This is a genomic window from Streptomyces sp. NPDC056503 (assembly GCF_042794995.1).
GTDB lineage: Bacteria > Actinomycetota > Actinomycetes > Streptomycetales > Streptomycetaceae > Streptomyces.
The window spans coordinates 19,736-39,364 of sequence record NZ_JBHTST010000071.1; the positions used below are offsets into that span (position 1 = coordinate 19,736).

Annotated in this window: 14 protein-coding genes; 7 read left to right on the forward strand and 7 right to left on the reverse strand. The window is 71.0% G+C overall.

Translation table 11 applies throughout. The features are described from left to right. Window positions 1-119 precede the first annotated feature (119 nt). Complete coding sequence (locus tag ACFQ8C_RS21505) at window positions 120-293, forward strand: hypothetical protein (protein WP_383459857.1); 174 nt, start codon at window positions 120-122, stop codon at window positions 291-293. 80 nt (window positions 294-373) lie between these two features. Here ACFQ8C_RS21505 and dnaE read toward each other — a convergent pair whose 3' ends face one another. Further along, entirely contained in the window at window positions 374-3,913 is a 3,540-nt protein-coding gene (gene dnaE, locus ACFQ8C_RS21510) for a DNA polymerase III subunit alpha (RefSeq protein ID WP_383459859.1), read from the reverse strand. 160 nt (window positions 3,914-4,073) lie between these two features. Between dnaE and ACFQ8C_RS21515 the strand changes: the two genes are divergently transcribed. From ACFQ8C_RS21515 to ACFQ8C_RS21535, 5 genes are all read left to right on the forward strand, one after another. Next, on the forward strand, window positions 4,074-5,399 hold the full coding sequence (locus ACFQ8C_RS21515) for a DUF2252 domain-containing protein (RefSeq protein ID WP_383459860.1): 1,326 nt from the start codon (window positions 4,074-4,076) through the stop codon (window positions 5,397-5,399). Between the two features lie 87 nt (window positions 5,400-5,486). Continuing rightward, window positions 5,487-6,170, forward strand: coding sequence for a hypothetical protein (locus ACFQ8C_RS21520; RefSeq protein ID WP_383459862.1), 684 nt, complete (start codon window positions 5,487-5,489; stop codon window positions 6,168-6,170). A gap of 52 nt (window positions 6,171-6,222) precedes the next feature. Next, window positions 6,223-7,038, forward strand: coding sequence for a DsbA family protein (locus tag ACFQ8C_RS21525; RefSeq protein WP_383459865.1), 816 nt, complete (start codon window positions 6,223-6,225; stop codon window positions 7,036-7,038). Between the two features lie 156 nt (window positions 7,039-7,194). Beyond that, window positions 7,195-8,844 carry an alkaline phosphatase D family protein gene (locus tag ACFQ8C_RS21530; RefSeq protein ID WP_383459868.1) on the forward strand — a complete coding sequence of 550 codons (1,650 nt, stop codon included), beginning with the start codon at window positions 7,195-7,197 and terminating at the stop codon, window positions 8,842-8,844. 341 nt (window positions 8,845-9,185) lie between these two features. Further along, window positions 9,186-10,187: a zinc metalloprotease gene (locus tag ACFQ8C_RS21535; protein WP_383459870.1), complete on the forward strand. Its 1,002-nt coding sequence runs from the start codon at window positions 9,186-9,188 to the stop codon at window positions 10,185-10,187. Between the two features lie 61 nt (window positions 10,188-10,248). On the opposite strand, the gene ACFQ8C_RS21540 is transcribed toward ACFQ8C_RS21535, so the two are convergent. The 6 genes from ACFQ8C_RS21540 to ACFQ8C_RS21565 form a co-directional block, all read right to left on the reverse strand. Next, a complete protein-coding gene (locus ACFQ8C_RS21540) occupies window positions 10,249-10,830 on the reverse strand; it encodes a dienelactone hydrolase family protein (RefSeq protein ID WP_383459872.1) in 582 nt (193 codons plus the stop codon). 48 nt (window positions 10,831-10,878) lie between these two features. Next, window positions 10,879-12,465 (reverse strand): Na+/H+ antiporter, encoded by a 1,587-nt coding sequence (locus tag ACFQ8C_RS21545; RefSeq protein WP_383459874.1) that lies wholly within the window; start codon window positions 12,463-12,465, stop codon window positions 10,879-10,881. A gap of 365 nt (window positions 12,466-12,830) precedes the next feature. Further along, window positions 12,831-13,298, reverse strand: a complete 468-nt coding sequence (locus ACFQ8C_RS21550; protein ID WP_383459889.1) for a GNAT family N-acetyltransferase — start codon at window positions 13,296-13,298, stop codon at window positions 12,831-12,833. Window positions 13,299-13,312: 14 nt separating this feature from the next. Beyond that, a complete protein-coding gene (locus ACFQ8C_RS21555; protein WP_383459877.1) occupies window positions 13,313-14,254 on the reverse strand; it encodes an RluA family pseudouridine synthase in 942 nt (313 codons plus the stop codon). 43 nt (window positions 14,255-14,297) lie between these two features. After that, window positions 14,298-14,858, reverse strand: coding sequence for a signal peptidase II (gene lspA / locus ACFQ8C_RS21560; protein ID WP_383459880.1), 561 nt, complete (start codon window positions 14,856-14,858; stop codon window positions 14,298-14,300). Between the two features lie 183 nt (window positions 14,859-15,041). Next, the gene (locus ACFQ8C_RS21565) at window positions 15,042-15,890 is read right to left on the reverse strand and encodes a TraR/DksA family transcriptional regulator (RefSeq protein ID WP_383459883.1); all 849 of its coding nucleotides are present in this window, start codon (window positions 15,888-15,890) and stop codon (window positions 15,042-15,044) included. A gap of 560 nt (window positions 15,891-16,450) precedes the next feature. On the opposite strand from ACFQ8C_RS21565, the gene ileS reads away from it, so the two are divergent. After that, complete coding sequence (gene ileS / locus ACFQ8C_RS21570; RefSeq protein ID WP_383459885.1) at window positions 16,451-19,591, forward strand: isoleucine--tRNA ligase; 3,141 nt, start codon at window positions 16,451-16,453, stop codon at window positions 19,589-19,591. The last annotated feature ends 38 nt before the right edge of the window (window positions 19,592-19,629 follow it).

Sequence of the window (19,629 nt, forward strand, 5' to 3'; positions counted from 1 at the left end):
CCCTCCTCCACGAGAGGCACCCTCACGCACCGTAATGATCCAACATGCGGCGGTTTCTCCCGTGTGTGAGTCTGACAGCGGCTTTGGCCCCTAGATCCCTTCGAGGAGGCATCATCCCCATGGCCAAGAACCGCAACCAGAACCGTCAGAAGCAGCAGCAGTCGCCGGCCGAGCGCGGTGCCCAGCAGGCGCAGCAGTCGTCGATGGAATCCCAGGCCGAGACCCGCGCCTCCCAGGTCACCCCCGGTGACATGGCGCGGAAGGGCCGTCAGAAGCGCTTCGGGCACAACTGACGCCCGGCTGACGCCCGCACCACGGCAAAGGGGCGCGCCCGTGACGACGGGCGCGCCCCTTGCGCGTGTGCGGGACCGGCTCAGCCGGCCAGGCAGGAGGGGCCGAGCAGCACCTTCAGGTCGCCGAAGAGGGCGGGGTCGGCCGTCACCCGGTGCCGGTCGAGGCGGAGCACGGTGGTGGAGCGGGGACCCTGGAGCTTGATCCGGACCTCCGTGTTGCCCTTGTGGTGGCGGAGGATCTCGTCCAGTCGGCTCACCATCGGCGGAGTGACCTTGAGGGCGGGGATGGTGAGGATCACCGGGGCGTTGGCCCCGGCGTTGGAGAGGTCGGGGACCATCAGCTCCATGGCGACCAGCCGGGGGACGTCCTCGCGCTTGTCGAGCCGGCCCTTGACGAAGACGACGGCGTCCTCGACCAGCTGGGTGGAGACCAGCTGGTAGGTGGCGGGGAAGAACATGCACTCGATGGAGCCGGCGAGGTCCTCGACGGTGGCGATCGCCCAGGCGTTGCCCTGCTTGGTCATCTTCCGCTGGAGGCCGGAGATGATGCCGCCGATGGTGACGACCGCGCCGTCGGAATGCTCGCCGCCGGTGAGCTGGGAGATGCCGGCGTCGGTCTTGTCGGAGAGGACGTGCTCCAGACCGAAGAGCGGGTGGTCGGAGACGTACAGACCGAGCATCTCGCGCTCCTGCGCGAGCAGGTAGGTCTTGTCCCACTCGTCCTCGGTGAAGGTGACGTCGAGGCCGAAGCCGGGCTCGCTGTTGTCCTCCTCGCCCATGCCGCCGAAGAGGTCGAACTGCCCCTCGGCCTCCTTGCGCTTGACCGCCACCACGTTGTCGATCATGGGCTCGTGCTGGGCGACGAGGCCCTTGCGGGTGTGGCCCATGGTGTCGAAGGCGCCGGCCTTGATCAGCGACTCGACGGTCCGCTTGTTGCAGACCACGGCCTCGACCTTGTCGAGGAAGTCGGGGAAGGTGGCGTACTTCCCCTTGGCCTTGCGGCTCTTGATGATCGACTCGACGACGTTGGCGCCGACGTTCCGCACGGCGGTGAGGCCGAAGAGGATGACGTCGTCGCCCTGGGCGGCGAAGTTCGACTCCGACTCGTTCACGTTCGGCGGGAGGACCTTGATGCCCATGCGGCGGCACTCGTTGAGGTAGACCGCGGACTTGTCCTTGTCGTCCTTGACCGAGGTCAGCAGGCCGGCCATGTACTCGGCGGGGTAGTTCGCCTTGAGGTAGGCGGTCCAGTAGGAGACCAGGCCGTACGCGGCGGAGTGGGCCTTGTTGAAGGCGTAGCCGGCGAAGGGGACCAGGACGTCCCAGAGGGCCTTGATGGCCGCGTCGCTGAAGCCCTTCTTCTTGGCTCCGGCCTCGAAGATCACGAAGTTCTTCGCCAGCTCGTCGGGCTTCTTCTTGCCCATGACGCGGCGGAGGATGTCGGCCTCGCCGAGCGAGTAGCCGGCGATGATCTGGGCGGCCTTCTGCACCTGCTCCTGGTAGACGATCAGGCCGTAGGTGACCGCCAGGACCTCCTGGAGGGGCTCCTCCAGCTCCGGGTGGATCGGGGTGATCTCCTGCTGCCCGTTCTTGCGCAGGGCGTAGTTCGTGTGCGAGTTCATGCCCATCGGGCCCGGGCGGTAGAGCGCGGACACGGCGGAGATGTCTTCGAAGTTGTCGGGCTTCATCAGACGGAGCAGGGAGCGCATGGGCCCGCCGTCGAACTGGAAGACGCCGAGGGTGTCGCCGCGCTGGAGCAGTTCGAAGGTCTTCGGGTCGTCCAGCGGGAGGGCCAGGAGGTCGAGGTCGATCCCCTTGTTGGCCTTCACCATCTTGACGGCGTCGTCCATGATCGTGAGGTTGCGCAGGCCGAGGAAGTCCATCTTCAGCAGGCCGAGCGACTCGCACTGCGGGTAGTCCCACTGCGTGATGGTGACGCCGTCGGTGTGCCGCACCCAGATCGGGGCGTGGTCGACGATCGGCTCGCTGGACATGATCACGCCGGCGGCGTGCACGCCCATCTGGCGGACCAGGCCCTCGACGCCCTTGGCGGTGTCGATGACCTTCTTCACGTCGGGCTCGTTCTCGTACATCGACCGAATCTCGCCCGCCTCGCCGTAGCGCGGGTGGGTCGGGTTGGTGATGCCGTCGAGGTCGATGCCCTTGCCGAGGACGTCGGCGGGCATGGCCTTGGTGAGCCGGTCGCCCATGGCGTAGGGGTAGCCGAGGACGCGGGCGGAGTCCTTGATCGCGTTCTTGGCCTTGATCTTGCCGTAGGTGCCGATCATGGCGACCTTGTCGGCGCCGTACTTCTCGGTCACGTACCGGATCACCTCGACGCGCCGGCGCTCGTCGAAGTCGATGTCGACGTCGGGCATCGAGATGCGCTCGGGGTTGAGGAAGCGCTCGAAGATCAGACCGTGCGGGATCGGGTCGAGGTCGGTGATGCCCATGGCGTACGCGACGATCGAGCCGGCCGCGGAGCCTCGGCCGGGGCCCACGGCGATGCCCTGGCTCTTCGCCCACATGATGAAGTCGGCGACGACGAGGAAGTAGCCGGGGAAGCCCATCGAGATGATGGTGTCCATCTCGTACTCGACCTGCTTCATGCGGTCCTCGGGGATGCCGCCGGGGAAGCGGCGCTCCATCCCCCTCATGGTCTCCGCGCGGAACCAGGTGACCTCGGTGTAGCCCTCCGGGATGTCGAACTTCGGCATGAGGTTCTTGGCCTCGAACATGCCGGCGGTGTCGACCTGCTCGGCGACCAGGAGGGTGTTGCGGCAGCCCTCCTGCCAGGCGTCCGAGGAGTCGACGGCGTACATCTCGTCGGTGGACTTCAGGTAGTAGCCGGTGCCGTCGAACTTGAAGCGGTCCGGGTCGGAGAGGTTCTTGCCGGTCTGGATGCAGAGCAGGGCGTCGTGGGCGGTGGCCTCGTGCGCGTAGGTGTAGTGCGAGTCGTTGGTGACCAGCGGCGGGATGCCGAGCTTCTTGCCGATCTCCAGGAGGCCGTCGCGGACCCGGCGCTCGATCTCGATGCCGTGGTCCATCAGCTCCAGGAAGTAGCGGTCCCTGCCGAAGATGTCCTGGTACTCGGAGGCCGCCTTGAGGGCCTCGTCGAACTGGCCGAGGCGCAGCCGCGTCTGGAGCTCGCCGGAGGGGCAGCCGGTGGAGGCGATCAGGCCCTCCGACCACTGGGAGATGGTCTCCTTGTCCATCCGGGGCCACTTCTGGAGCCAGCCCTCGGCGTAGGCGTCGGAGGAGAGCTTGAAGAGGTTGTGCAGTCCGGTGGCGTTCGCCGCCCAGATCGTCTTGTGGGTGTAGCCGCCGGAGCCGGAGACGTCGTCCCGCTTCTGGTGCGGCTGGCCCCACTGGATCTTGCGCTTGTTCCGCCGGGACTCGGGGGCGACGTACGCCTCGATGCCGATGATCGGCGTCACGCCCGCCTTCTTGGCGCTGTGGAAGAAGTCGTACGCCCCGTGCAGGTTGCCGTGGTCGGACATGGCGATGTGGGTCATGCCCATCTCGTTGCACGCGTTGAACATGTCCTTCAGCCGCGCGGCACCGTCCAGCAGGGAGTACTGGGTGTGGACGTGGAGGTGCGTGAAGGGCGGCTTGGTCACGAGGGGTGCCTCCGGGCATGAACTTCTGGGGGGACAGCCCCGAAGTCTACGTCGGACGAGTGACAGGAGGCGGGCACCGACGACTAGGGTCGCGCGTTGGGCGAGGTGGAACACCTGTCCCATTTGTCCGAACCCCGTCATGCACCAGGAGGCACCTTCGATGTCGGTCCCCCAGCCCACCGCCGCCGAGCGCGGTGAGCAGATCCTCGCCGTCTTCGACACCGCCTTCGGAGAGCTGCTCGCCGCCGACCCGGCGGCCTTCAGGGTCAAGTTCCGGAAGATGGCCGGTTCCGCCTTCGCCTTCTACCGGGGCACCGCCTGCCTCTTCTACGAGGACCTGGAGCGGGAGGCCGAAGGGGGCCCGTTCCTGGACGAGCGCACCGGCCGGGTGTGGATCCACGGCGACCTCCACGCGGAGAACTTCGGCACCTACATGGACGCCAACGGCCGCCTGGTCTTCAACGTCAACGACTTCGACGAGGCGTACGTCGGCCCCTTCACCTGGGACCTCAAGCGGCTCGCCGCCTCGCTCGCCCTGATCGGCTACACCAAGGCGCTCAGCGACGAGCAGATCACCCACCTGGTCCGGATCTACGCGGCGGCCTACCGGGAGCGGATCCACGCCCTGGCCACCGGTGCCGGAAGCGACGACATCACCCCCTTCACCCTGGAGACCGCCGACGGGGCGCTGCTCGGCGCGCTGCGCGAGGCCCGGGCGATGACCCGCTTCGGGCTGCTCGACTCGATGACCGAGATCCGGGAGTACGAGCGCCGCTTCACGCCGGGCGGCGGATCGATCGAGCTGGACTCGGCCACCCGCCACAAGGTGCTCACGGCCTTCGACGGCTATCTGGAGACCCTGCCGGAGGCGAGCCTGGTCCGCCCGGACTCGTACCGGGTGAAGGACGTGGTCGGACGGCGCGGAATCGGCATCGGCTCGGCCGGCCTCCCCTCGTACAACGTCCTCCTGGAGGGGCACAGCGACGCCCTGGAGAACGACGTGGTGATCTATCTCAAGCAGGCGCAGACCCCGGCGGTCTCGCGGCACGTCACGGATCCGGCGGTGCGGGGCTACTTCCGCCACGAGGGGCACCGCACGGTGATCTCGCAGCGGGCGCTCCAGGCGCACGCGGACCCGTGGCTGGGGTGGACGGAGCTGGACGGTGCCGGGCAGCTGGTCGCCGAGGTGTCGCCGTACGCGGTGGACCTGGACTGGTCGGACATCGACGACCCGGGGGACATCGCGCTGACCGTGGCCGACCTGGGCCGGGCGACCGCGACCATGCACGCGGCGGCGGACGAGTCCAGCGGCCACTCGCTGGTGCCGTTCTCCACGGAGCGGGCCATCGACGGCGCGATCGCGGCCGACGAGGAGGGCTTCGTCACGCTCCTGGTGGACTTCGCCCACGCGTACGGCGCACGCGCGCGTGCCGACCACCAGATCTTCGTGGACCTCTTCCGCAACGGCCGGATTCCGGGTCTGTGAGACGGGTCCCGGTGAGCCCCGGGTAACCGGAGCCACAGCTTCTCCTTAGGGGCCCCTTATGACCCGTCATGGCACACTCGTTCAACAATGGACATGACGGGGACGCGGCTGAGGGCGCTGCGGGCGGCGATCTTCACGGCACTGGTCGTGACGCTGTCCGTGGCTTCCCACGTGCTGCTCTCCCGGGCGCCGCTGCCGCTGGGCACCGTCGTGCCGGTCGCGGCCGGCGTCTTCGCCGTGGCGTACGCGCTGGCCGGCCGGGAGCGCGGCCTCGGCCCGATCGCGGGCCTGCTCGTCCCGCTGGAACTGGCCGCCGACACCTTCTTCACCTCCGGCCAGACCGTCTGTTACGGCCCCGCCGGCGGGCCGGTCGCCGGCGCGCTGCGGTCCTTCGGGGTGGAGGTGCTGTGCGGCGGGGCCGTCGGCACCCCGCTGCCCGGGGTCGCGGCGCCCGAGGGCGGCGCCGCCGCGGCGCTCTCCTCCCCCGACCCCGCGCTGCCGTGGCTGCTGCTCGGCGCCCATGTGCTGGTCGGCCTCTCGGCGGCCTGCTGGCTGCGCGGCGGGGAGCGGGCGCTGGTGCGGCTGCTCGGCGCGGCGGCGGCCTCGGCCTTCCGGCCGCTGGAGCTGCTCGCGGCCCTGGTGGACGGGGGCCGTCCGGCGGCGCCCGCCCCGGCGCGTCCGGAGCCCCGGCCGCGCCCGTCCCGTACGCGTCTCCTGGTGCACTCCGTGGGGCGGCGGGGACCGCCGCGGGCAGCGCTCGCTCTCGTCTGAGCGCGCTCCCCGGCCGTCCCCCCTTCCTCCCCCTCTCCGGAGATCCACGATCATGAGTGCACGCAACAACCAGGCCAACAAGGCTGCCGCCCGCGAGCGTCTGCGCGCGGAGCGCGAGCGCCAGGCCAAGAAGGACCGGTCCCGCCGGCAGCTGGTCGTCGGCGTCTCGGCGGTGGCCGTGCTCGCCGCCGCCGGCGGCATCGGCTACGCCGTCGTCCAGGCCAACCAGCCCACCGCGTGGGAGACGGCGGCCGACGCGAAGTCGGTCACGGCCCCGAAGAACACCGAGGGCGAGAACGGCACGACCGTCGTCGTCGGCAAGGACTCCGCCAAGAAGACCCTGGAGCTGTACGAGGACTCCCGCTGCCCGGTCTGCGCGACCTTCGAGCAGTCGGTCGGCTCCACCGTCGAGAAGGACGTCGAGGCCGGCAAGTACAAGGTCAAGTACGTCGGCGCGACCTTCATCGACAACATGGACCAGGGCGAGGGCTCGAAGAACGCCCTGTCGGCGCTGGGCGCGGCGCTCGACGTGAGCCCGGAGGCCTTCCTCGACTACAAGGCGGCGCTCTACTCGGCGAAGTGGCACCCGGAGGAGAGCGAGGACACGTTCGCGAAGGACTCCTACCTGCTGGAGGTCGCCGACACGATCCCGGCCCTGAAGGCCAACGCGGCCTTCAGGCAGCACGTGGAGGACGGCACCTTCGACGCCTGGGCGATGAAGATGTCGAAGGCCTTCGACGACAGCGGCGTGACGGGCACCCCGACGCTGAAGATGGACGGCAAGACCCTGACGGCCGAGGGCTCGCAGAACCCGCCGCTGACCGTGGAGGAGTTCAACGCCGCCCTCACCCCCCTCCTCGGCGGCTGACGCTCCTCCTCCGCTCCCCCGGCCCGCTTCCCCGGCCCCCGCGGCCGGGGAAGCGAGGGGGAATCCGGAGATCATCGTGATCGGCGGGCGAAACTCCGGAGAACTTTCCGGATTCCGCCTGTCAACCTTTCGTACCCGTCAGTAATCTGACTGGCCGTGACCAGTCACTCCATATCCCCTGCCCCCACGCGGCGCACGGTCGTCAAGGCCGCCGCCGTCACCGCCGTCGCCGCCCCCGCCCTCCTGGGCACGGCCGCGCCGGCCCTCGCGGACGCTCCGGCGCCCGCCTTCCTCCACGGTGTCGCCTCGGGCGACCCGCTGCCCGACGGCGTCCTGCTGTGGACGCGCGTCACCCCCTCCCCCGAGGCCGTGCCCGGCTCCGGGCTCGGCGCGGACCTCCGCGTCGACTGGGAAGTGGCCGAGGACCGCTCCTTCGCCCGGGTCGTCGCCTCCGGTTCGGCCACGGCGGGCGCCGCCGCCGACCACACCGTCAAGGCGGACGTCCGCGGACTGCGCCCGGCCACCACCTACTTCTTCCGCTTCACCGCCGGCGCGACCGTCTCCGCCACCGGCCGGACCCGCACCGCCCCGGCCGTCGACTCCGCCGCCCCCGGCGTCCGCTTCGGCGTGGTGTCCTGCGCCAACTACGAGGCCGGCCACTTCGCCGCCTACCGCCACCTCGCCGCCCGCGCCGACCTGGACGCCGTCCTCCACCTGGGCGACTACATCTACGAGTACGCGAGCGGGGTCTACCCGGAGGCGAAGGACACCGTCCGGACGCACGAGCCGCGCCACGAGATCGTCTCGCTGGCCGACTACCGCACCCGGCACGGCCGGTACAAGACGGACCCGGACCTCCAGGCCCTGCACGCGGCCCACCCGGTGGTGGCGATCTGGGACGACCACGAGTTCGCCAACGACGCCTGGACCGGCGGGGCCGAGAACCACACCCCGGACGCCGAGGGCGACTGGGCCGCCCGGGTCGCCGCCGCCAAGCGGGCCTACTTCGAGTGGATGCCGGTGCGCACCTCCACCGAGGGCACGGTCTTCCGCCGGCTCCGCTTCGGCAGGCTGGCCGATCTGCACCTGCTCGACCTGCGCTCCTTCCGCTCCGCCCAGGCGAAGACGGGCTCCGGGCCGGTCGACGACCCCGCCCGTACGATCACCGGCCGGGCGCAGCTCGACTGGCTGAAGTCCGGGCTGGCCGGTTCGGACGCCGCCTGGCAGCTGGTCGGCACCTCGGTGATGATCTCGCCGGTCGCCTTCGGCTCGCTGCCCGCGTACCTGATGGAGCCGCTCGCCGAGCTGATGGGGCTGCCCACCGAGGGGATCGCGGTCAACGTCGACCAGTGGGACGGCTACACCGACGACCGCAAGGAGCTGCTCGCGCACCTGGGTTCGCGGGCGATCAGGAACACCGTCTTCCTGACCGGCGACATCCACATGGCCTGGGCCAACGACGTTCCGGCCAAGGCGGCCACCTACCCGCTCTCGGCCTCGGTGGCGACCGAGTTCGTGGTCACCTCGGTCACCTCGGACAACCTGGACGACCTCCTGAACGTGGCCCCGGGGACCCTCTCGGTGGTGGCGGCGGGCGCGGTGAAGGCGGCCAACCGGCACGTGAAGTGGGTGGACATGGACCACCACGGGTACGGCGTCCTCGACGTGACCGCCGCGCGCTCGCAGATGGACTACTACACGGTCTCCGACAAGCGCGACCCGGCCGCGACGGCCTCCTGGGCCCGCTCCTACCGGACGCTCAGCGGAACGCAGCGCGTGGAGCGGGTCTACCAGCCGGTCATCTGATCGACCGCCGGCCGATGACCGACGGACGGCCGATCGACGACTGACCGGCTATCGACCGACGATTTTCAGCCATGATCTTCTTTGTTAACGGGAGATCACATGACTACGGCGGGTGGTGGCTCCGGGAGCTCGAATCCGGACACACCACCCGCCACCGGTGCCACTTTGATTACGTCGTCGTCTCAAACTCCGGAAGCCACAGAAAAATTTCTTCCCGATGACCCCAATTGCCCCACGAATGATTGGGCTTGATCACCGCTCAACACTGTCTGACATGGACGCGTAATCTCCCCGCCGTGGCGAGGAAGTACCTCCCCACAACCCCCCGCGAGGAGTCACCTGTGCGTGCTCTTGTCCGTATATCGCCGCGTACCTCACGTCGTGTACTCGGCACTGCCGTCCTGGCCGGAACCCTGGCCCTGGCGCCCCTGTCCGCCCCCGTCGTCGCCCAGGCCTCCCCCACCCTGGCCGGCGCCTCCGCCGAGGAGTGCGCCGACGACTCGGCCGCCCTGTCCGGAGCGCGCAAGGCGCGCGGTGCCGACGGCCACGCCGCCGAGCCCAACGAGGTCACCGCCGCCAAGGCCAAGGCCATGGACGACGACCTGCGCAAGAAGCTGGCCGCCGCCAAGAGCAGCGGCCGCGTGAGCGCCCAGGCCGACGCCGCCGCCGTGGTCACCATCCCGGTGTACTTCCACGTCGTCCACAGCGGCACGACGGGCAAGCTGTCCGCCACCCAGATCAGCAACCAGATGGCCGTCCTCAACGCCGCCTACGGCGGCCAGGGCACCGGCAACGTCAACACCGGCTTCCAGTTCTCGCTGGCCGGAACCGACTACACGGACAACGCCTCCTGGTACAACCTGACCTCCGGCTCCACCGCCGAGAAGCAGATGAAGCAGACCCTCCGCAAGGGCGGCGCCGGCGCGCTGAACTTCTACACCGCCAACCTCGGCGGCGGCCTGCTCGGCTGGGCGACCTTCCCGACCTCGTACAACTCCAACCCGTCCATGGACGGTGTGGTCGTCCTCGACGCCTCCCTGCCGGGCGGCTCGGCGGCCAACTACGACGAGGGCGACACCGCCACCCACGAGGTGGGCCACTGGATGGGCCTCTACCACACCTTCCAGGGCGGCTGTAACGGCAACGGCGACTACGTCACCGACACCCCGGCCGAGAAGTCCCCGGCGTACGAGTGCCCGACCGGCCGCGACTCCTGCGCCTCCAAGTCCGGTGTGGACCCGATCCACAACTTCATGGACTACACGTACGACTCCTGCATGTACCAGTTCACCACGGGCCAGGTGACCCGGATGAACGACCACTGGACCGCGTACCGCGCCTGACGGCCCGTCCGCGCACGGTGAACGGCCCCCGGGGAGCACTCCCCGGGGGCCGTCCCCGTCCTCAGTCCTCCTCGCCGAGCCCGTCGAGGAAGTCGAGGGCGATCGCCCAGGTCCGGTCCGCCGCCTCGGCGTCCCAGTCCGGCAGCTCCGGGTCCGTGTAGACGTGCCCGGCCCCCCGGTAGCGGTAGACCTCCACCTCCGCCCCGGCCTTGCGCATCTGGAGGTACCAGGCGGACAGCCAGTCGTCCGTCTCGAACGGGTCCGGCTCGGCCACGTGCAGCTGCACCGGCAGGGCGTCCACCGAGGCGTTCGGCGCGAGGTCCGAGGTGCCGTGGAGCAGCAGCAGCCCGCGCGCCTTCTCGTCGCCGAGCGCCAGGGTCTGCGCGACCGAGGCGCCGAAGGAGAAGCCCGCGTAGACGAGACCGCGCTCCGAGTAGGGGGCGGCGGCCAGGACCGCGCGCTTCAGCAGCTCGTCCGAGCCGATCTCGTCCTTCTTCGCCATGCCCTCCTCCACCGAGTCGGTGGTCCAGCCGTCGAAGAGGTCCGGCACCCACACCTGATGGCCGGCGGCCCGCAGCCGGCCGGCGGCGGCCTCGACGGCCGGGCGCTTCCCGTGCACCGAGTGGAAAAGCATGATGTCCATGCGCGCCATCCTGCCACCCGCCACCGACGACACGCCGGAACCCCCAGGTCAGCGCAGTGAGCGCACGTCGAGATGGCGCAGCACCCGGTCCACCACCTCGGGGTCGGCCCCCGGCTCGCTGCGCGCGGAGAGCACGGCGTGCCGCGCGGCCGACATCATCTCCCGCTGGATCGACTGGAGCTTCTTCACCCGCTCGGCCCGCTCGGTGAAGGCGGCCCGCCGCTCCTCGTCCACCATGTCCGGGCTGATCCGCGCCCCGATGTCGAAGGCCCCGCGCTGGAGCCGCTCGGCGATCTCCTCGGGCAGCTCCTCGACTTCCTCGATCTCCTTCAGGCGGCGCTTGGCGGCCTTGGCTGCCCGCAGCGCCAGCTCCCGCTCGAAGGCCCGCTCGGCGTCGGCGTCGGCCTCGACGCCGAGCGTGCGCACCAGCCACGGCAGCGTGAGCCCCTGTACCACCAGGGTGGCGAGGATCACGCAGAAGGCGAGGAAGATCAGCTCGTCCCGGCCGGGGAAGGGCGAGCCGTCGTCGATGGTGCGGGGGATGGCGAGGGCGAGCGCGACCGAGGCCACCCCGCGCATCCCGGACCACCACATCACGACCGTCTCCCGCCAGCTCGTCGGGATCTCCTCGTCGAGGTCCCGCCGGTCGTGCAACTTCTGCGCCAGCCAGCCGGCCGGCAGCAGCCACAGCAGCCGGACCCCGACGACGACGGCGACGACCACCGCGCCCCAGCCGAGCATCTCGCCCACGTGCCCCTCGGCGACGCCGAGGACGTGGATCAGCTCCAGGCCGATGAGACCGAAGGCGATGCCGGTGACCAGGGTGTCGACGATCTCCCAGAAGGTCTGCCCGGCGAGCCGCCCCATCACGTCGTCGGCGTCGACCGCGTACTCGGCGAGGAAGAGGGCGGTGACGAGCACCGCGAGGACGCCGGAGCCGTGCAGTTCCTCGGCGAGGACGTAGGAGACGAAGGGCACGAGGAGGGTGAGGCCGGTCTGCAGGGTGGCGTCGCCGAGGAAGCCCATGAGCTTGTTGGTGACCCAGCCGAGGGCGAGGCCGATCACGACCGCCACCACGGCGGACAGGACGAACTGGCCCAGCGCCTGGGGCCAGGAGAACTCGCCGCTGACCACGGCCGCGATGGCCACGTGGTAGAGCACGATCGCGGTCACGTCGTTGAAGAGCCCCTCGCCCTCCAGGATCGACACGAGGCGCCGGGGCAGTCCGAGCGAGCCGGCCACGGCGGTCGCCGCGACCGGGTCCGGCGGGGCGACCAGGGCGCCGAGCGCGAGCGCCGCGGCCAGCGGGATGCCCGGCACCAGGACGTTCGCCACCGCGCCGACCGCGGCCGTGGTCACGAAGACCAGGGCGACCGCGAGCAGGAAGATCGGCCGTCGGTTCGCCGCGAACTGCCGCCAGGAGGTCCGCTGCACCGAGGCGTACAGCAGCGGCGGCAGCACCAGCGGAAGGATGAACTCGGGCGGGATGTCGACGTTCGGCACGAACGGCAGGAAGGCCAGCACGATGCCGAGGAGCGTCATCAGGACGGGCGCGGGCAGCTTGAGCCGGTCGCCGAGCGGGACGGTGAGCACCGCCCCGAGCAGCAGCAAGAACAGCAGGGCGAGCTGGTCCACGGTGTCCCCTTGAGCCGGTCGAAGATCGAAGGCCCATCGTAAAAGGGACATTCCAACCACATGGGGAGGGTGTCATGTGAGGGCAGGACATCGGACACCGCGCGGCGGCCCCCTGCTCGCCGTCGCGGGCGCGCCCGGCGCCGGCTCGGCCGCGCCGGCGGCAGCCCGCCCGCCCGCCCACGGCGGAAACGGCGGAGGCCGGAGCGGTCAGCGCACCGGCCCCGCGACCGGACGACCGCACGGCCGCCGCACCGGGAAGCAGCCGACGCCACGAGCACCGCACCCGGGCGCGCCGTGGACCGCCCCGGGCGTCCGCAAGGGCCCGCGTCCCACCGGACCGGGCCCCGAGTCGTGTCCGGGAGCCGTCAGAGCACCCGTCGCATGGCCCGGTGCGGCATCCCCGCGTCGGGGAACTCCCCGCCGTACGCCACGTACCCCAGCCGCTCGTAGAAGCCGAGGGCGTGGGTCTGGGCGTGCAGGTCGACGGCGCTCAGACCGCGCTCGCGGGCCGCGTCCTCGATGGCCCGGACCAGCGCCGCGCCGACACCGAGGCCACGCGCCGCCTCGGCGACCGCGAGCCGGCCCAGCGATCCGACGGAGGCGTCCGCACCGGTCTTGCCGGTCGCGTCGGCCCCGTGGAGCAGTCGCCCCGTGCCCAGCGGCACGCCGTCCGCGCGGACCGCGAGGACGTGCACGGCGGTGGCGTCGTACGCGTCGTACTCAAGCTCCCGGGGGACGCCCTGCTCCTCGACGAAGACCTCGCGGCGGACCGCGAAGCACGCCTCCAGGTCGCCCTCGCCGACGGCCTCGCGGACCGCGTACGCCTCGCTCACCGGTCGCGCCGCGGTCACCGGCTCTCCGCCTCGATGCGGTCCAGCGCGGTCTGGAGGTCGGCCGGGTAGGTGGAGGAGAACTCGACCCACTGCCCGTCGCCCGGGTGCTCGAAGCCCAGCCGGACCGCGTGCAGCCACTGGCGGGTCAGGCCGAGGCGCTTGGCCATGGTCGGGTCGGCGCCGTAGGTGACGTCGCCGACGCAGGGGTGGCGGTGGGCCGACATGTGCACCCGGATCTGGTGGGTGCGGCCGGTCTCCAGCTTGATGTCGAGCAGCGAGGCGGCGCGGTAGGCCTCGATGAGGTCGTAGTGGGTGACGGACGGCTTGCCGTCGGCGGTCACGGCCCACTTGTAGTCGTGGTTCGGGTGCCGGCCGACCGGCGCGTCGATGGTGCCGCTCAGCGGGTCCGGGTGCCCCTGGACGAGCGCGTGGTAGCGCTTGTCGACCACGCGCTCCTTGAACTGGCGCTTGAGCGAGGTGTACGCGTACTCCGACTTGGCGACCACCATCAGGCCGGAGGTGCCGACGTCGAGCCGGTGCACGATGCCCTGGCGCTCGGCGGCGCCGGAGGTGGAGATCCGGTAGCCGGCGGCGGCGAGGCCGCCGATGACGGTGGTGCCGGTCCAGCCGGGGCTGGGGTGGGCCGCGACCCCGACCGGCTTCATGATCACGACGATGTCGTCGTCGTCGTGGACGATCTCCATGCCCTCGACGGGCTCGGCGACGATCTGCACGGGCGCCGGGGCGCCGGGCATCTCGACCTCCAGCCACGCGCCGCCGCTGACCCGCTCGGACTTGCCGACGACGGAGCCGTCGACCTGGACCTTGCCCGCCGCTGCGAGCTCGGCCGCCTTCGTACGGGAGAACCCGAACATACGGGCGATGGCGGCGTCGACGCGCTCGCCCTCCAGGCCATCGGGAACGGGCAGGGTGCGGATCTCGGGACTCGTGCTCACCCGTCGAGTATGCCTTGTGCGGGGAGTCCTCTGTCCTGCGCGCTCAGTCCTTGTGGACGGTGCCGTCCGGGTCGAGGCCCCGGAAGGAGAGGATGACGATCAGGATGCCGCCGCAGACGATCGCCGAGTCGGCGAGGTTGAAGACGGCGAAGTGGGCCGGGGCGATGAAGTCCACGACCGCTCCCTCGAAGGCGCCCGGCGAGCGGAACAGCCGGTCCGTGAGGTTGCCCAGCGCGCCACCGAGCAGCAGGCCGAGGGCGATCGCCCAGGGCAGGCTGTAGAGCTTCCGGGCCAGCCGGATGATCACCACGATGACGGCCGCGGCGATCACCGTGAAGACGATGGTGAAGGCCTCGCCCATGCCGAAGGCCGCGCCCGGGTTCCGGATCGCCTCGAAGCGGAGGAGATCGCCGATCACCTTGATCGGCTCGCGGCCCTCCAGCTTCTCGACCACGACGATCTTGCTGCCGAGGTCGATCAGATAGGCGAGCACGGCCACCACGAAGAGCGCGACGATCCGCCGCCTGCCCCTGGGCCGCTCCTCGGCCTCCGCCGCATCCGGTGCTGAATCCGGCGTACCGATGACGCTCTCCGTCTCTGCCACGTGAGTGAGTCCCTCGTACCTCGTTGCCTGACCGTGCCCCGAGGGTACGGCACAGACGTGCGAGACCGGCAGTCCGCGCCGCCGGTCCCGACCTCGGGGCGGCGGAGTCCGGGCCGCCCCCTCCGGATCCCGCCGGCCCCGGCCCGCTCCGGAGGAATCCGAGAGGACCCCGAAAGAGACGGCCTAGCCGCGCCGCTCCTGCTTCTGCTTGTCCTCCACGCAGAGGGTGGCGCGGGGGAAGGCCTGCATGCGGGCCTTGCCGATGGGCTTCCCGCAGACCTCGCAGAGGCCGTACGTGCCCGCGTCGAGCAGCTCCAGGGCGTGCTCGGTCTGCTCCAGCATCTCCCGCGCGTTCGCCGCCAGGGCCAGCTCGTGCTCGCGGGTGATGTTCTTGGTGCCGGTGTCGGCCTCGTCGTGACCGGCACCGTCGCCGGAGTCCCGCATCAGCCCGGTCAGCTCCTCCTGGGAGTGGACCAGCTCGCTGCGCAGGCGCAGCACCTCGGCCTGGAGCTCGCTGCGGGCCTCCGCGACCTCGTCCGGCGTCCACGGGTCCTCGCCGGGCCGTACCGCGAGCTCCCCGGTACGCGCCGGAGGCACCGCCGCCTCGTCGTCGTCGGCGGTCGTGACGCCACCCGCGGTCTTCTTCGCTGCCACCGTCCTGGCTCCTGTCTGCTTCTTCGCGGCGGCCTTGCGGCCGGCGGTCTTCCTCACGGTCTTCTTCACGGACTTCTTCGCGGTCCGGTTCGCCTCCGGGGGCGCCCCGGTCCCGGAGGCGTCCGGCCCACCGGACTCCGCGCCGGCGGCGGCCTCCCGCGCGGCGGTCTTCTCCGGCGCCGCCCTGCTCGCCGCCTTCTTCGCCGCCGCCTTCTTCGTCGTCTTCGCCGCCGTCTTCCTCGCGGGGCTCCTCGGGGCCTTCGCCGGCTTCTCCCCGGCCGCGCCGTCCGGGGCCCCGGGATCGCCCGGGGAACCGGCGGACCCGGGGTCCCCGGCGGCGGCCGGGGAGTGCTTCGCGGCGGTCTTCTTCGCCACCATGTCGCGGCCCCTTCACATTTTGTGATCTTGCTCGCGCATCGTGCTGGGACGATAAATCGGCCCAAGGCGCGCGGCAACGGGGCACGCCGCCCATTCCGCCCGCCCCGAGGGCCGCCGGGCGGACCCGTGGGAAGTGGTGCCCAGCTCCCCGCCGGGTTATCCGCCCCGCCCGTCCCCCACACGGCCTCCCGGAACCCGGCCCGCCCCGTGTGCCCATTCGGGTCACCCGCAATCCGGTCGGCCCGGCGCCCCCACGCCCCGTACACTGGCCTCAGCGAGAGGCGTCGATGGGGACCAGTAGCGTCGTACGCGAGCCATGAGCGACCCGGGGACGGTGAGAGCCCGGGGGCGAGCCCGATGCGAAGCATCACCCCGGAGCTGCCGGAAGAAAGCCGCGTGGACACGCACCACGAAGCGCGGCGACTAGACCCGGTGTCGCGACCCCAATGAGGGGGCCCCGGACGGTCACGTCCGGAGCCAAGGAGGGTGGTACCGCGGGAGCACGGCTCTCGTCCCTCCGACGGAAGCAGGAAATGTCCGTCCGGAGGAGAGTCCGCCGCATGACCACGCCGCAGTACCGCCAGGTGCCCGCCCAGGTCGACCTGTCCGCGCTCGAGCACGCCGTGCTCGACTTCTGGCAGGAGAACAAGGTCTTCGCCAAGACCCTGGAGCAGTCCGAGGGCCGCCCCGAGTGGGTCTTCTACGAGGGCCCGCCCACCGCCAACGGCATGCCGGGCGCCCACCACATCGAAGCCCGCGTCTTCAAGGACGTCTTCCCCCGCTTCCGCACCATGCGCGGCTACCACGTGGCCCGCAAGGCCGGCTGGGACTGCCACGGCCTCCCGGTCGAGCTCGCCGTCGAGAAGGAGCTCGGCTTCTCCGGCAAGAAGGACATCGAGGAGTACGGCATCGCGGAGTTCAACGCGAAGTGCCGCGAGTCGGTGACCCGCCACACCGACGCCTTCGCCGAGCTCACGACCCGGATGGGCTACTGGGTCGACCTCGACGACGCCTACCGCACCATGGACCCCTCCTACATCGAGTCGGTCTGGTGGTCGCTCAAGCAGATCTTCGACAAGGACCTGCTCGTCCAGGACCACCGCGTCGCCCCCTGGTGCCCGCGCTGCGGCACCGGCCTCTCCGACCACGAGCTGGCCCAGGGCTACGAGACCGTCGTCGACCCCTCGGTCTACGTCCGCTTCCCGCTGACCTCCGGCCCGCTCGCCGGCCAGGCCGCTCTCCTCGTCTGGACGACGACCCCCTGGACCCTGGTCTCCAACACGGCCGTCGCCGCCCACCCCGAGGTCACCTACGTGGTCGCCACGGACGGCGACGAGAAGATCGTCGTGGCCGAGCCGCTGCTCGACAAGGCCCTCGGCGAGGGCTGGGTCACCACCGGCGAGTCCTTCACCGGCGTCGAGATGGAGCGCTGGACCTACCAGCGCCCCTTCGAGCTCGTCGAGTTCCCGGCCGAGGCCCACTACGTCGTCAACGCCGAGTACGTCACCACCGAGGACGGCACCGGTCTCGTCCACCAGTCCCCCGCCTTCGGCGAGGACGACCTCAAGGTCTGCAAGGCGTACGGCCTGCCGGTGGTGAACCCGGTCCGCCCCGACGGCACCTTCGAGGAGGACGTCCCGCTGGTCGGCGGCGTCTTCTTCAAGAAGGCCGACGAGGCGCTGACCGCCGACCTCGAAGCGCGCGGCCTGCTCTACCGGCACATCCCGTACGAGCACAGCTACCCGCACTGCTGGCGCTGCCACACGGCCCTGCTCTACTACGCGCAGCCGTCCTGGTACATCCGTACGACCGCCGTCAAGGACCGCCTGCTCGAGGAGAACGAGAAGACCAACTGGTTCCCCGACTCCGTCAAGCACGGCCGCTTCGGCGACTGGCTCACCAACAACGTCGACTGGGCCCTCTCCCGCAACCGCTACTGGGGCACCCCGCTGCCGATCTGGCGCTGCGAGGACGACCACCTCACCTGCGTCGGCTCCCGCGCGGAGCTCACCGAGCTGACGGGCACCGACCAGTCGGGCCTCGACCCGCACCGCCCCTACATCGACGCGGTCACCTTCCCCTGCCCCACCTGCGCCAAGACCGCCACCCGCGTGCCCGAGGTCATCGACGCCTGGTACGACTCGGGCTCGATGCCCTTCGCCCAGTACGGGTACCCGTACCAGAACAAGGAACTCTTCGAGTCCCGCTACCCCGCGCAGTTCATCTCCGAGGCCATCGACCAGACCCGCGGCTGGTTCTACACCCTCATGGCCGTCGGCACCCTCGTCTTCGACAAGTCCTCCTACGAGAACGTGGTCTGCCTCGGCCACATCCTCGCCGAGGACGGCCGCAAGATGTCCAAGCACCTCGGCAACATCCTCCAGCCCATCCCCCTCATGGACCAGCACGGCGCCGACGCCGTCCGCTGGTTCATGGCCGCCGGCGGCTCCCCCTGGGCCGCCCGCCGCGTCGGCCACGGCACCATCCAGGAGGTCGTCCGCAAGACCCTCCTGACCTACTGGAACACCGTCGCCTTCCAGGCCCTCTACGCCCGCACGTCCGGCTGGGCGCCGTCCGCCGCCGACCCGGCGCCGGCCGACCGCCCCGTCCTCGACCGCTGGCTGCTCTCCGAGCTGAACACGCTGGTCGCCGAGACGACCGAGGCGATGGAGGCGTACGACACCCAGCGCACCGGCAAGCTGGTCTCCGCGTTCGTCGACGACCTCTCCAACTGGTACGTCCGCCGCTCCCGCCGCCGCTTCTGGCAGGGCGACAAGGCCGCCCTGCGGACCCTCCACGACGTCGTCGAGACCGTCACCCGCCTCATGGCCCCGCTGACCCCGTTCATCACGGAGCGGGTCTGGCAGGACCTCGTCGTCCCGGTGACGGCGGACGCCCCGGAGTCGGTCCACCTCGCGACCTGGCCCGAGACCGACACGGCGCTCATCGACACCACGCTCTCCGAGCAGATGCTGCTCGTCCGCCGCCTGGTCGAGCTCGGCCGCGCCACGCGCGCCGAGTCCGGCGTCAAGACCCGCCAGCCGCTCTCCCGCGCGCTGGTGGCGGCGACCGGCTTCGCGGCCCTCTCCCCGGAGCTCCAGGCCCAGATCACCGAGGAGCTGAACGTCTCCTCCCTCGCCTCCCTCTCCGAGGTCGGCGGCAGCCTCGTCGACACCACCGCCAAGGCCAACTTCCGCGCCCTCGGCAAGCGTTTCGGCAAGGGCGTCCAGGACGTCGCCAAGGCCGTCGCCGCGGCCGACGCGGCGGCGCTGGCGCTGGCCCTGCGCGACGGCGAGGCGACCCTGGAGGTCGACGGGGAAACGATCACCGTCACCCCCGAAGAGATCATCATCACCGAAACCCCCCGCGAAGGCTGGTCGGTGGCCTCCGACACCGGCGCCACGGTCGCCCTCGACCTGGAGATCACCCCCGAACTCCGCCGCGCCGGACTCGCCCGCGACGCCATCCGCCTCATCCAGGAGGCCCGCAAGAACAGCGGTCTCGACGTCGCCGACCGCATCGCGCTCCGCTGGACGACGACGTCGCCGGAGACGGCGGAGGCCCTGACGGCCCACGCGGGTCTCATCGCGGACGAGGTCCTGTGCACGGACTACGCCCAGGGCGAGCCGGACGCCGCCGCGTACGGCCCCGCCTTCACCGACGAGTCCCTCGCCCTCGCCTTCCACCTCCACAAGGCGTAACCCCCGAGACGGCGGCGCCCGCCACCCCACCAGGGGTG

What these genes read in the sequence shown, in the direction of transcription:
- ACFQ8C_RS21520 (WP_383459862.1), top strand. Translation starts at nt 5,487, where the DNA reads ATGGACATGACGGGGACGCGGCTGAGGGCGCTGCGGGCGGCGATCTTC.
- ACFQ8C_RS21565 (WP_383459883.1), bottom strand. Translation starts at nt 15,890, where the DNA reads ATGGTGGCGAAGAAGACCGCCGCGAAGCACTCCCCGGCCGCCGCCGGG.
- ileS (WP_383459885.1), top strand. Translation starts at nt 16,451, where the DNA reads ATGACCACGCCGCAGTACCGCCAGGTGCCCGCCCAGGTCGACCTGTCC.
- ACFQ8C_RS21540 (WP_383459872.1), bottom strand. Translation starts at nt 10,830, where the DNA reads ATGGACATCATGCTTTTCCACTCGGTGCACGGGAAGCGCCCGGCCGTC.
- ACFQ8C_RS21525 (WP_383459865.1), top strand. Translation starts at nt 6,223, where the DNA reads ATGAGTGCACGCAACAACCAGGCCAACAAGGCTGCCGCCCGCGAGCGT.
- ACFQ8C_RS21515 (WP_383459860.1), top strand. Translation starts at nt 4,074, where the DNA reads ATGTCGGTCCCCCAGCCCACCGCCGCCGAGCGCGGTGAGCAGATCCTC.
- ACFQ8C_RS21505 (WP_383459857.1), top strand. Translation starts at nt 120, where the DNA reads ATGGCCAAGAACCGCAACCAGAACCGTCAGAAGCAGCAGCAGTCGCCG.